At 66.0% G+C, this 12,922-nt stretch carries 9 protein-coding genes; 7 read left to right on the top strand and 2 right to left on the bottom strand.

The window, feature by feature from the left end; all coding sequences use genetic code 11:
* Positions 1 to 60 precede the first annotated feature (60 nt).
* From QMZ26_RS12580 to QMZ26_RS12560, 5 genes are all read left to right on the top strand, one after another.
* Positions 61 to 561, top strand: a complete 501-nt coding sequence (locus QMZ26_RS12580) for a fimbrial protein (protein ID WP_283221645.1) — start codon at positions 61 to 63, stop codon at positions 559 to 561.
* Positions 562 to 575: 14 nt separating this feature from the next.
* The gene (locus tag QMZ26_RS12575) at positions 576 to 1,568 is read left to right on the top strand and encodes a fimbrial protein (protein ID WP_283221644.1); all 993 of its coding nucleotides are present in this window, start codon (positions 576 to 578) and stop codon (positions 1,566 to 1,568) included.
* Positions 1,569 to 1,609: 41 nt separating this feature from the next.
* Positions 1,610 to 2,605, top strand: a complete 996-nt coding sequence (locus QMZ26_RS12570; RefSeq protein WP_283221643.1) for a hypothetical protein — start codon at positions 1,610 to 1,612, stop codon at positions 2,603 to 2,605.
* A gap of 72 nt (positions 2,606 to 2,677) precedes the next feature.
* Positions 2,678 to 3,916 carry an efflux RND transporter periplasmic adaptor subunit gene (locus QMZ26_RS12565; RefSeq protein ID WP_345782674.1) on the top strand — a complete coding sequence of 413 codons (1,239 nt, stop codon included), beginning with the start codon at positions 2,678 to 2,680 and terminating at the stop codon, positions 3,914 to 3,916.
* Complete coding sequence (locus QMZ26_RS12560; RefSeq protein ID WP_283221642.1) at positions 3,916 to 7,029, top strand: efflux RND transporter permease subunit; 3,114 nt, start codon at positions 3,916 to 3,918, stop codon at positions 7,027 to 7,029. Before QMZ26_RS12565 ends, QMZ26_RS12560 begins: the two co-directional genes overlap by 1 nt.
* Before the next feature lie 227 nt (positions 7,030 to 7,256).
* Here the strand turns inward: QMZ26_RS12560 and QMZ26_RS12555 are convergent, their stop codons facing one another.
* A complete protein-coding gene (locus QMZ26_RS12555; RefSeq protein WP_283221641.1) occupies positions 7,257 to 7,658 on the bottom strand; it encodes a hypothetical protein in 402 nt (133 codons plus the stop codon).
* 609 nt (positions 7,659 to 8,267) lie between these two features.
* Here QMZ26_RS12555 and QMZ26_RS12550 point away from each other — a divergent pair.
* Positions 8,268 to 8,906 carry a response regulator transcription factor gene (locus QMZ26_RS12550; RefSeq protein ID WP_200733457.1) on the top strand — a complete coding sequence of 213 codons (639 nt, stop codon included), beginning with the start codon at positions 8,268 to 8,270 and terminating at the stop codon, positions 8,904 to 8,906.
* A 54-nt stretch (positions 8,907 to 8,960) separates the two neighbouring features.
* The gene (locus QMZ26_RS12545) at positions 8,961 to 12,248 is read left to right on the top strand and encodes a transporter substrate-binding domain-containing protein (protein ID WP_283221640.1); all 3,288 of its coding nucleotides are present in this window, start codon (positions 8,961 to 8,963) and stop codon (positions 12,246 to 12,248) included.
* 28 nt (positions 12,249 to 12,276) lie between these two features.
* On the opposite strand, the gene QMZ26_RS12540 is transcribed toward QMZ26_RS12545, so the two are convergent.
* A complete protein-coding gene (locus tag QMZ26_RS12540) occupies positions 12,277 to 12,750 on the bottom strand; it encodes a hypothetical protein (RefSeq protein WP_283221639.1) in 474 nt (157 codons plus the stop codon).
* Between the last annotated feature and the right edge of the window lie 172 nt (positions 12,751 to 12,922).

The following is a 12,922-nucleotide window of genomic DNA, read 5'->3' as shown; positions in this document are numbered from 1 at the left end:
CGCGATCCACGGGCATCCCATCCAACGACCCTCTCTCTCTTCAACCTTTGGAGTCTCCCCATGAAAGCCCAACCCATCATCCTGGCTGTGCTGATGCTTGCCGCTGTTGGCCAGGCCCATGCCGATTCGGCCACCATCGACGTGACCGGCAAGGTGTTGCCCGGCACCTGCACCATGGCCAACGTACCGGTCACGCTGGCCGACATCGATGCCACCGATCTGAAGACCGGGCATGACAATGGCCTGAAGCCAGCGGTACTGAACTTCACCGGCTGCGTGGGCGTGACCAGCGTTGATCTGACCTTTGATGGTGCCGCCGATGCCGCCCAGGATGGGCACTGGCTCAACCAGGCCGCCAGCGGTGCGACCGGTGTAGCCGTGGCGCTGCTGGAAGGCGCCACCGATGATTTCCTGAAGAAGGGCGACAAGAAGACCGTCACCATCAACGGCGCCGCCACCGGCAAGCTGGACATGCGTACTGGCTACTACCGCAAGGCAGGCACGCTATTGAAAGCGGGCGACGTCAGTACGCAGATCACCGTGACGGCAGGTTACAGGTAACACAGGAGCCCAGCATGATGCGCCCAACACCCGGTGAACAAAGAAACGGCAAGGCGCTGGCAACCTGCCTGGGCCTTTTGCTCGCCGCCTTGGCAGCCCCTGCGCTGGCCTGCACCTCTTCTGGTGTGGGCACGGTGTACCTGACGGCAGACTTCAAGGCGTCCGATCCGCCGGATCGGGTCGTGATTGTCAGTGGCCGGGCTACCTGGATGCGCGAATGCAGTATCACGCGTGCACATCCCATGGACGTCTCACTGGAGCCCAATGGGCTGACGCCGGTATCCACCATCGATTATGATGGAAAGACCTACGTGACCTATCAGCTGAGCGCAACGTCGCCGCTGTTCTTTTTCCCGGTCAATGTAAAGACCTCTGATCCAGGGGTTGGAGGCGGATACGAGCGCATTCCCGCCAGCGATCGTGCGGCGACGCCGGTCGTGTCCTACGCAACAGGGAGCGAGGAGTTGTTGACCTACCCGCACCTGGGTGTGGTGGCGCGCACGGGTATGCAGTCGGTACCGCAGACACTGCTGGGCGTGGAGGTAGTGCAGCACACGCAGTTTCCGCACTCCAACCGCCACACCGTCTTTGTCACGGTGAACGTTGAGCAACCCACCTGCGCGCTCAGCAGTGCAGGCTTCAGCCTGGATGACATCTCGGCAGACGTACTGGGTGCTGCAGGCAGCAGCAGCCGCGAGCAGACCTTCCAGGTGGCCATGCGCTGCGATGCTGCAGGCATACCGGTGAAGCTGACCCTGGCCGACGCCAACGCGCCCACGGCAACCGGCAGCCTGTTGAAGCCCACGGCCAATGCCACCGCGCAGGGCGTGCAGGTGGAGCTGCTGCGTAACGGTGTACCGGTCGTGCTGGGGCAACAGTGGAACCACGGAGCGTCGAGCGCAGGTATGCAGAACATCGATCTGCAGGCGCGCTATACGCGTGTGCCGGGCAGCTTCAGCATTGGCGAAGTGGAAGGCCAGGCGGTGCTGACGGCGGATTACCGATGATGGCGCACGTGCGTGCGCGGCGCGCGAGAGGAACGTCTCTCATGAACATGAACCTCAATAAGCGCCATGGTCGCGCAGCGGTGCTCGCGGCCTTGGGTCTGCTGGCCTCGGCATCAGTGATGGCCTGCACCGAGCAGCGCGACGCAGGCTCACCCATCCACCTCACCATTGATGCCTGGGACGATGCCGAGCAGGACAAACTGATTGGACAATGGACTGTGGCGGGCAATGCAAACTTTCTTGCCAATTGCGGGCGCGACGACATTCCATTTGACATAACGCCCTCGCTGGCGGGGCTGGAGTTTGTACGCAATGTCATGGTTGATGGTCAGGTCTACCCAGCCTTTGGACTGACTGCCTACCCCCGCTCGCCCCTGCTGATCTTCAAGCATCTGATCTGGGCAGGCGTCAGTGGGATACCCGAGGTTGAAACGCCATTGGATGTGCGCAAGGTGAACCACGCCTCCTCCGGCCCCATGAGGAGCGGCGTTCGCGGCTCAAGGGTGCTTATTGCTGCAGTATCCCGCGGCGGCATCATGCAGCCAGTTCCCACGACATTGCTGGGACCAATCAGTCGCGTCTCGCCGCTCTATCCGATGTGGGTGAAAGCCGACACTTTCTCCGTCACCGCCAATCTGAAGGTGCCCACCTGCTCGTTTGCCGATACCGCCTTCACCCTGAAGGACGTAGCGGCCGCGGATCTGCCCGCAGCAGACACCGCCGCCGGCGAAGAGACCTTCAACGTGGTGATGAACTGCAACGGCCAGTTCCCGGTCACGATGAAGCTGACCGATGCCAACGCAGCGGGCAACACCGGCAGCCGCCTGACGCCCACCGGCAATGCCACCGCGGGCAGCGTGCGCGTGCAGTTGCTGCGTGAGGGCGCGCCGGTGGTGCTGGGCCAGGCCTGGTCCATCGCGCAGAGTCAGATGGGCAACCAGAACATCGCGCTGTCGGCGCGCTATTACCGCGAAGCGGGCACGTTCCACAGTGGTGTGGTGGAGGGTAAGGCGGTGATCGAGGCGACGTACCGCTAAGACGGTTGAGGCGCAGTGGCCCACTGCCGGCTGAACCGCGCAGTCGGCCCAGCGTTTTTTAAAACTTTTCGTATGGGAATTGCGGGGAGCCGGTGCGTTGAATGGCGGACGTCATTCCGCCGTCGCATGCGCGCAGGCGGAGCCCACGGCCAATATGGAGCCCCGCCCATGCCGTTTCAGTTCAAACGCCTTACCCCGCTCATGCTGCTTTCGCTGGTCGCAGCCTGTTCGCCCTCCGCGCCAGAGGATGCCGCCGAGCTTCTCCCGGTGCAGGTCCATACCCTGCAGCCCGAAGACGCCGCACTTCATGTGGTCCTTCCTGGCCGGGCCGTAGCCGCCCACGAAGCCGAGGTACGCCCGCAGGTGGATGGCATCGTCGCCCGGCGCCTGTTCGAGGAAGGCAGCGAGGTCCAGGAGGGGCAGCCGCTGTATCAACTGGACGACATAAAGCTGCGTGCGGGCCGGGATGAAGCCAAAGCGCGCTTGAACCATGCCTACGCCACCTGTGGCGCGGCCCGCGAGGAAGCCCGGCGTCTGGCGCAGTTGGCGGATTCGCAGCTGGTAAGCCAGCAGGACAAGGACCGCTCAGCGGCGGCCTACCAGCGCGCCGAGGCGGAAATACAGATGGCGATGGCCTCGCTGCAGACCGCCAAGGTGGCCCTGGACCACGCGCGCATCGCTGCGCCCATCAGTGGCCGTATCGGGCGTTCCAACGTGACCGAAGGTGGGCTGGTCACCTCGCATCAGCCCGAAGCGCTTACCACGGTGCGCGGCCTTGACCCGATGTATGTGGACCTTTCGCAGTCCGCTGCCGAGTGGTTGAAGCTCAGGCGGGATATCGCCGATGGGCGGCTGCGGGACAACCGGCAGCTGCCGGTGGACGTCCACCTGGAGGATGGCAGCCGCCTGCAGCAGACCGGCACCCTGCAGTTCTCCGACGTGAGCGTCGACCCGGCCACGGGCACGTACGCGCTGCGGGTTCGTGTTGCCAACCCTGATGGCGTCCTGCTTCCGGGCATGTACGTATCGGCCTCCATCGGCGCCGGCGTGCGCCGCGATGCGCTGCTGGTGCCGATGCAGGCCGTCTCGCGCGATGCCACCGGCAAGACGCACGTCATGGTGGTCGACGGTGAGGGCACGGTCACCAACCGTGCCGTCCAGCTGGGCCGGGCGCTGGGCGAGCGCTGGCTGGTGGAAGACGGCCTGCAGGCCGGCGAGCGCGTGGTGGTGCAGGGCCAGCACAAGCTGCAGCCGGGCATCCGCATCACCCCGGTGGAAGCAAGCGCGCCCGCGCGGGGCGCTGAAGGCTGATGGCACGTTTCTTCATCGATCGCCCCATCTTTGCCTGGGTCATCGCGCTGCTGATCATGCTGGTGGGCGGCTTGGCCCTGGTGCGCATGCCGGTCGCGATGTACCCGGACGTTGCACCACCCACCATCACCATTACCGGCATCTACCCCGGTGCGTCGGCCAGCGTCATCGAGGAAACCGTGGTGCAGGTGGTGGAACAGCAGCTGGCGGGCCTGGACGGCATGCTGCACTTCTCATCGCAGAGCTACTCGTACGGCGGCTACGCGATGATCAACGTGGTCTTCAGGAACGGCATCGACCTGGACCAGGCGCAGACCCAGGTGCAGGGCCGGGTGCAGCTGGCCATGCCCTCGCTGCCCGAGGCGCTGCAACGCCGCGGGTTGGCGGTGACCAAGTCGAACGGCGGCTATCTACAGATGCTGGCCTTCGTCTCTGAAGACGGGCGGATGAATGAAGCCGACGTCTCGGATTACGTGGGCTCCACCGTAGCCGACGCCATCCGGCGGGTGCCCGGGGTAGGGCAGGTGCGTGAGTTTGGCGGCAAGTACGCGATGCGTATCTGGCTGGACCCGGTGAAGATGGACCGCTACCAGTTGTCGGTCGATGAACTGGTCAGCGCCATCGGCGCGGAGAACCTGCAGGTGCCGCTGGGTGAGATCGGCGGCGCGCCCGCGGTGCAGGAACAGCAGTTGAGCGCGTTCATTGAAGGTGCGTCCCCCAAGCGCACGGCGGCCGAGTTTGCCCAGGTCGTCATCCGCAGCAAAGAGCACGGTGGCGTACTGCGGCTGGGCGATGTGGCGCGCATTGAACTGGGTGCGGAGAGCTACGACTTCGGCAACCGACTGAACGGCAAGCCCGCCGCCGGCATCGGCATTTCGCTTGCGCCGGGCGCCAACGCGCTTGAAACCCGCGCGGCCATCGACAAGGCGGTGGAAGCACTGGGCCCGGGCACGCCGGCGGGGGTGAAGGCGGTGGTTCCGTATGACACGACGCCCTTTGTACGGCTGTCCATCAAGGGTGTGGTCAAGACCCTGCTGGAAGCGGTCGTGCTGGTGTTCGTGGTGATGTACCTGTTCCTGCAGAACCTGCGGGCGACCCTCATCCCCACCATTGCCGTGCCGGTGGTGCTGCTGGGCACGTTCGGCATTCTGGCGTTCCTAGGCTTCTCGGTGAACATGCTGACGATGTTCGCCATGGTGCTGGCCATCGGCCTGCTGGTGGACGATGCCATCGTGGTGGTGGAGAACGTCGAGCGCATCATGGCCGAGGAAGGGCTCTCGGCACGCGATGCCACGCGCAAGTCGATGGACCAGATCACCGGCGCTCTGGTGGGCATTGGCGTGGTGCTGTCGGCCGTATTCGTGCCGATGGCCTTCATGCAGGGGGCCACGGGTGTCATCTACCGGCAGTTCACCGCCACGCTGGTCTCTGCCATGGCGCTGTCGGTCATCGTGGCGATCATCCTCACCCCGGCACTGTGCGCCACGTTGCTGAAGCCCGTTGCCCACGGCGCTGGGCATGCCGTGCAGGCCGGCGTGCTTGGGCGGCTGTTCGGCGCCTTCAACCGGCGGTTCGACAGCGCCAGTTCGGCCTACCAGCGCGGCGTCGGTGGAGTCCTTGCCCGGCCCCGGCGCTTCCTGCTGGCCTTCCTGGCACTGGGTGCGGTGATGACCGTGCTGTTCGTGCGCCTGCCCAGCTCGTTCCTGCCCAACGAAGACCAGGGCACGCTGGTGGTGCTGGTACAGACGCCGGTGGGTTCCACGCTGTCGCGAACCCAGGACGCGCTCGCGTTCGTGGAGAACTACTTCCTGCAGGAAGATCCCGTGGTCGAATCGATGTTCACCGTCGCCGGTTACAACTACTCCGGCATGGGGCAGAACTCGGGCCTGGCGTTCCTGCGCCTGAAGGACTGGTCCGAGCGACCGGCGGCAGATTCGGCCGATGCCATTGTGGCCCGCGCATCCAAGGCCCTGGCCAGGCACGGCGACGCCAGCATGTACGTGCTCTCGCCGCCGCCCGTGCCCGGCCTGGGCGAGGTCTCCGGTTTCAGCTTCTTCCTGAAGGACGACGCGGGGCACGGGCATGCGGCCTTGGCAGCAGCACGTGACCAGCTGCTCGCCGCCGCCGCAGAGAATCCAGCGCTCGCCCGGATGCGCGCCAACGGCATGGCAGACGCGCCCACCCTGAAGATCGACGTGGACACCGCCCGTGCGCGCTCCCATGGCCTGGACCCGGCCAACGCACTGGGCACCCTCAGTGCGGCGTGGGGTGGGCGCTACGTGGCCGATTTCGTGGACCGTGGCCGCACCAAGCGTGTGTACGTGCAGGCGGATGCGCCCTTCCGCATGAAGAAGGACGATCTGAACCTGTGGTCGGTGAAGAACGCGCAGGGCAGCATGGTGCCTTTCGCATCGTTTGCGCGCGCGGACTGGTCGCACGCATCGCCACGTCTGGAGCGGCAGAGTGGTGTGTCCGCCATGGAGATACAGGGTGAGCCGGCGCCGGGCGTTGCATCGGGGCGGGCGATGGCGGAAATCGAGCGGTTGGCGGCAGACCTGCCCGCAGGGTTCAGCCTGGAGTGGACCGGCGCGGCGGTGCAGGAGCAGGAGTCGCGCGCCCAGGCCTTGCTGCTTTTCACGCTGTCCATCGTGGTCGTGTTCCTGTGCCTGGCCGCCCTGTACGAGAGCTGGGCAGTGCCGACGGCGGTGTTGCTGGTTGCGCCCTTGGGCATCCTCGGGGCGGTCCTGGCCAACACGGTTGCCGGGCTGGAACGCGACATCTACTTCCAGGTGGCCATGCTCACCACGGTGGGCCTGACCAGCAAGAATGCCATCCTCATCGTCGCCTTCGCGCGGGAGCATCTGCAGAACGGTGCTGAGCTGATCGACGCCACGCTGCACGCCGTACGCGACCGCCTGCGGCCGATCATCATGACCTCGCTGGCCTTCGGGCTGGGCGTGCTGCCGCTGGTGCTGGCCAGCGGCGCAGGGTCGGGCGCGCAGCGGGCCATCGGCACCGGCGTGCTGGGCGGGATGGTGGTGGGCACCTTGCTGGGGCTGGTGTTCGTGCCGCTGTTCTTCGTGATCGTCATGCGTACGTTTGGGCGTCGATAGCGCCGACCCGTTGTAGAGCCGAGCCCACGCTCGGCTGCATGTCGTACAGACACCTCAGCCGAGCATAGGCTCGGCTCTACAGGAATCTACAGGTAGCGCCGGGCCACGCCCGGCGGAATTGCATCCGGTAGCGCCGGGCCATGCCCGGCGGAATTGCATCCGGTAGCGCCGGGCCATGCCCGGCGGAATTGCATCCGGTAGCGCCGGGCCGCGCCCGGCGGAATGCCTCAGGCCACCTGCACCTGCTCATCCACATACTCAGACAACCCACGGCAGGCCAGCAGCAGGCCCTCGCGCACGTCGTTGCCGATCTGCTGCGCCTCATCGCCGTCCTCGCGCACGCGCTCGCTGGCGTGCAGCAGCTCCAGCAGCACGGTCAGCCCGGCGTTTGCCCGGTTGATGCGCGCCAGCGCCATGCACTGGCCGGTGTTGCGCCCTCTGCGCCGCAGCGGCTGGCCATCGGCGCCTTCCACCTGGCGGATGCGCTGCAGGCTGCCCAGCAGGGTGACGCCTTCTGCGGACTGCTGGGCGGCAAGGGTGGTTTCCAACGGCTGGGCGAGTTCATCGGGCAGCGTGTTGGCGGCCTCGCCCAGGGTGGCGAAGAGGTAGGGGTAACGTGTAGTGCTCATGGAGGCTTCCTTATGCATGCGGCAAAGAGAAGCCACCCTGCTTGACAGCGAGGGCGGCGGACGGTGCGTGGTTGCAATACCGGAGGCTGATGCAAACGCCGGCGGGCACGAGGCCCCCACGCACCGCCCGCCATAGTCGCGGGCAGAATGCCTGCCGACGCCACCCACAGGGGATGGGCGACGCCGGCAGGCAAGCGTAACCAACACATCAACCTAACGGGATTGCAAGCCCGTGCCACCCGTTTTCGGTGGCGGTACATGATTCGCACTGGGCGCCCGTGCTGCCAATGAGGAAAGTTTCAAAATAGAAAAAATACGAATGCTTGCAGCAAAACTGCGAAAGCTGTCAGAACGTGCTGATTGCGACAAATATGTAGAGCCGAGCCCATGCTCGGCTTGTCACGTGCAGCCGAGCATAGGCTCGGCTCTACAGAAGCGAATGCAGCCGAGCGTAGGCTCGGCTCTACAGGAGTCAATGGCGCTGCACCGACTGCGACGACAGTTCCGGAACTGTGTCGCAAAAAGCGAATATCCAAGTAGTTGCATTGAATTATTGCGCCACTGGGAAGAAGGTTGCAGCACCGCTGGAACGTGCCTAGGGAGAGCGCCGTGTACAGAGTTGTCGTTGCTGATGATCACCCTGCCGCGCGTCTTGGAATGAAACTGGTTGCGGAAATCTGGGGGCGGTGCGATGTGGTGGCGGAGGTCGCAAACGGCCGGGATCTGGTCGAGGCCATCGAGGCGGAATCTGCGGATCTGGTCATCACGGATCTGAGCATGGCGCAGGCGGGATCCACGGACGGCCTGGCCCTGATCAAGCTGCTCAGGCGCCGCTACCCAAGAGTGAGGGTGGTGGTGCTGACGATTTCGGGCAGCGCGGTGATCGTCGATGCCCTGGTCGGGCTGGGCGTCAGTGGCGTGGTGTCCAAGCGCGACGAAGTTGATGAGCTGCTCGAGGCGCTGCGCAATGTGGAACGTGCCGGTACGCATGTCGGAAAAAGTTTCCAGGGTGAAGACCTGATCCCTGACGTCTCGCTTCCCGAAGCGGAATTGACCAAGGCCGAGATCGACGTGCTCAGGCAGCTCGCAAACAACCTTTCGGTCACGGCCATTGCCGCGCGCAGCTCGCGCAGCGTGGCGACCATCAGCAAGCAGAAGACCAGTGCGATGAAGAAGCTGGGCCTGGTCGACACCATGCAGCTCTATACCTATCTGAGATCGCTGCGAGGGGGCGTCCGCACCGGCTGACTGCCGTGCCGGCAGCGGTGACCGTCCATCTACCCCAGCAAGGAGAAAACTGGCTTGACCCGGAGACTTGTGGCGGCGCTTGCTGCCCTGTTCCTGCTGTGCGTGCTTGCACCACCTGCGGGTGCGCGCGGTGAAGAACCCTCTGCTGCCGGCGGCCACGCCTCTTCGGCCATACACCTCAGCCCTGCCCAACAGCGGTTCATTGCCGAGCGGCCGGTGGTGGTGGTGGGGTTCGTGGGGAACTGGCCTCCGTTCGAGAGTGTGGAAGACGGTCAGCCCGCAGGACTTTCGCCAGAGCTGCTTGCCAATCTGGCGAAGCGGTTGGGGCTGACGCTTCGATTCGAGCGGTTCAGTGGTTTCCAGGAGCTTCTGGCTGCCGCCTGCTCAGGCCGTGTCGACGTGCTGATGAACGTCTCGTTGAGCGCCAGCCGCACCCGCTGCCTGGTCTACACGGACCCCTATGCAGAGGCCCCGGTCGGGCTGATCGCGTACCCCCATGACCCCCAGCTGCGCGCCGACCCCGCGCTGGTGGGCGTGCGTCTGGTGACCACGGCGGGTGCTGCAACGGAAGAATATGCGAAGAAGCGGTTTCCGCAGGCTGTGCACATCGGCGTTTCAGCGCCCCTGGAGGCGATGGAACTGGTCGCCGAGGGAAGCGCTGATGTTTTCCTGGGCGACGCGCAGGTGGCAACGCGCCTGCTGCAGAACCCGCGCTTCCAGGCGCTGGCGCTGATACGACCGAGTGGGCTGCCGAACGATCTGCTGCATTTTGCGGTGCCCAATGCGAAGCAGCCGCTGGTGGAAGCCTTGAATGAGGCGCTCGGTTCGCTCAGCGCTGCCGAGCGGCAGGCGTACCGCGACCGCTGGCTGGCCCCGCTTGCCTGGAACGAACGGGGCGAATTCGCCTTGAGTGCCGAGGAAGTGCAGGCGATGCGCCACACGTTGCGCGTGGGGTGGCCCAGCGATTTTGCGCCGATTGCGTTTGCCGACAGGACCGGGCGCCCCTCGGGGCTGGCCAGCGAATACCTTCGCAAGCTGCGGGTGATCGGCGCTCAGTTCAGCCCGGTGCAGCCGGCGCCGTGGGACGACATCCGCGAGGCGATACGCGACGAGGCCGTCGACGTGGTGGTGGCCGTGCCGCGTGATGGCACGTGGCTTGGCGAGGATTGGATCTACAGCCAACCCTTTGCAACGGTCGCCAACGTGGTCGTCGCTGCACGGGATGGGGTCGACGTCCGTTCGCTGAGCGATCTGAACGGGTTGCGCGTTGCTTCGTCCGACCCGGAGCGGCTTGCCGGGTACGTGCAGTCGGTTGCACCACGGGCGCGGGTGGTGCCGGTGCCGAGTACGGAGCGCGGCCTCCAGGACGTCGTTGCGGGGCGTGCGGATGTCTATGTTGGCAACCTGGCCGCCATCGACGCGGTGATCCGCGCCCGGCATTCGGGGCAACTGGAGGTGGTGGCCACGACCGGGCTCTCCGACGAGCTGAGTTTCGCGGTGCAGCGCCGGCATGCGCCGCTGGTGGCGGTGATGGATCGCATGCTGTCGCAGATGGATCCAGGGGAGAAGCAGGATCTGCGCAGCAAGTGGATTGCGGTGAGCTACGGCAACGGGGTGGACTGGGCCACGCTCTGGCGCTGGCTGGTACCGGTGCTTGGCATCCTGCTGACCGCCATCCTGGTGCAGGGCTGGAACCAGGTGCGGCTTGCACGCGAGGTGCAGCGGCGCAAGGACACCGAGGTCGAGCTGGAACGGGCCAGGGCGCTGGCGGAAAGGGCGGCCGAGGCGAAGGCCGGGTTCCTGGCGACGATGAGCCACGAGATCCGTACCCCGATGAGCGCCATCATGGGCATGGTCGAAATTCTGGATGGCACGGAACTGACGCCGGACCAGACGGACATCCTGGCCATCGTCGGCGAGGCCACCCGCACCCTGCGGCTGCTGCTGGACGATGTGCTGGATGTTTCGCGGCTGGAGGGCGGTGGCATGCAGCTCAATCCGGCCGCGACCGATGTGACCGCGCTGATGTCGGGCATCGGCGAACTGATGGAGCCTGACATCTGGCGCAAGGGCGTTGAGCTCAACATCCGGATTGATCGTGACCTTGCGCCGGCGTACCTGCTGGATGAGCTGAGGCTGCGCCAGATCCTGTTGAACCTGGTGGGCAATGCCACGAAGTTCACGGCGCAGGGCTCCATTGACCTGTCCGTTGACGTGCTTGCGCCGCGGCCCGGGGAAGCGACGCAGCGGCTGCGCTTTGCCGTTGCCGATACCGGCATCGGCATGAGCACTGAACAGTTGCAGGGTGTGCTGGAGCCCTTCGTGCAGGCTACCGCTGCCACGGCACGGGAGCACGGTGGCACCGGCCTGGGCCTGGCGATCGTAAAGGGCCTGGTCGAGTTGATGGGCGGAACCGTGGTCATCAACAGTGCGCTCGGCCGGGGCACCGAGGTGAGCTTCGTCCTCGAGGTGCCGCCGGCACAGCGGCAGGCCGGGGAGCACCCGGGGGAAGCGACGCCGCCCATGCCCCGCCGCTGGCGCGTGCTGGTGGCCGAAGACGATGCCGCGAACCGGCTGATGATGCAGTACCGGCTGGATATCCTGGGCCAGGACGTTGTTGTGGCCGCCGACGGTGCGCAGGCGTTGGAGAGGTTGAAGCGCGCGGGCGACATCGATCTGCTGCTGACCGATTGCCAGATGGCCGGCATGGATGGCTATGCGCTGATGCGGGCCGTGCGCGGGTCGGACGATGCAGCCATGGCGCGGCTGCCGATGGTGGCGATGACGGCCAGCACGTCCGACGCGGTCATGCAGGCATGCACTTCGGCCGGGGCGGACGGTGTGCTGCTGAAGCCGTTTGATATCGCGGCGCTTCGTTCCACGATGATGCGGCTTCTGGAGGGCGAGGGGGCTGGGCCGTCATCGGGCCGGATGCAGCCGCTCGGGGGGCACGCCTGCAACACCGATGCCCCAGGCGAGCTGCAGGCTGCGGCGGACCATGCCTGGCAGGCGCTCTGCCGCCAGTTGGGGGGCGCGGCGGTGGCCGTGCAGATGGTCGATGTTCTCGCCGTCGCGTTCGGGGAGGACGCGCCCGCCCTTCGGCAGGCACTGCGGGCGGGGGATGCACAGGAAGCGTGCCGGCGCATCCACCGCATCACCGGTGGACTGGCGGTGACCGGTCTGATTGCGTTGGCCGACGAAGGAAAGCGCCTTGAGGAGGCGTACAACGGCGGCTGCGCGCTGCACCCGCAGGTAGAGGACTTCCTGCAGGCGGCGGGTTCCGCGATAGCGCAGCTGTCGCTGTGCGCGCGTGCAGCGTTGCACGCGCCAGCCCCGCTGTGACGGAGCCGGCGCGCGCCTGGCAGGTGCCTCAGGGTTCCTGGTAGCCGCGCTCGTCGTAGCCGCCATAGACCAGGCAGGTCAGCTGTGCCGAGCCGTCCTGGGCGATCGACAGCACACCCATGCTGGTATCGCGCTCGGGCTTGCGGCCGAGCTTGGAGGCGGTGCGTACCGCGGCGGCGTTGGCCGAGAGCTGGGCGGTGTAGCTGGCGCCCAGTTCACCATCGGGATCGATGTAGACCGACACCGAGCGGACGTGCAGGCCGAACACGGTGAACGGCACCGGCGGCTTGATCGGTTCGTCGGTGCCATCCAGTTTGCTGGACAGGCCTGCCAGGGCCTTGGCGGCGGCGTCCGGGTCGGCGCGGCATTCCAGCGCGGCCTGCAGGGTCGGTGCCAGCTTCTGCCAGTGCGCCGCGTCGATGGTGGTGGCGGCCTGTGCCGCCGGCATGGCCAGCAGGGCAGCGATGATCGGGGCGAATGTGCGGGTGGGGGACAGCGTCATTGCAGTCATTCCTTTGCGTGCAGGCCGGGAATTCTACGCAAAGCCACCTGCATGAACAGCGCCATATTGCGGCGCAGCATCGAAGGCGTACAATCCGCCTCGGCCAGTCGGCTGCTGTAACCCGCCTCCCGCCGTACCCCCCTGCAACGCACAGTGCCGGGGCGTTCCGGGG

It is taken from the genome of Stenotrophomonas sp. PFBMAA-4 (genome assembly GCF_030053215.1).
Taxonomy (GTDB): Bacteria; Pseudomonadota; Gammaproteobacteria; order Xanthomonadales; family Xanthomonadaceae; genus Stenotrophomonas.
This window is presented reverse-complemented; position numbering and strand designations above follow the sequence as displayed.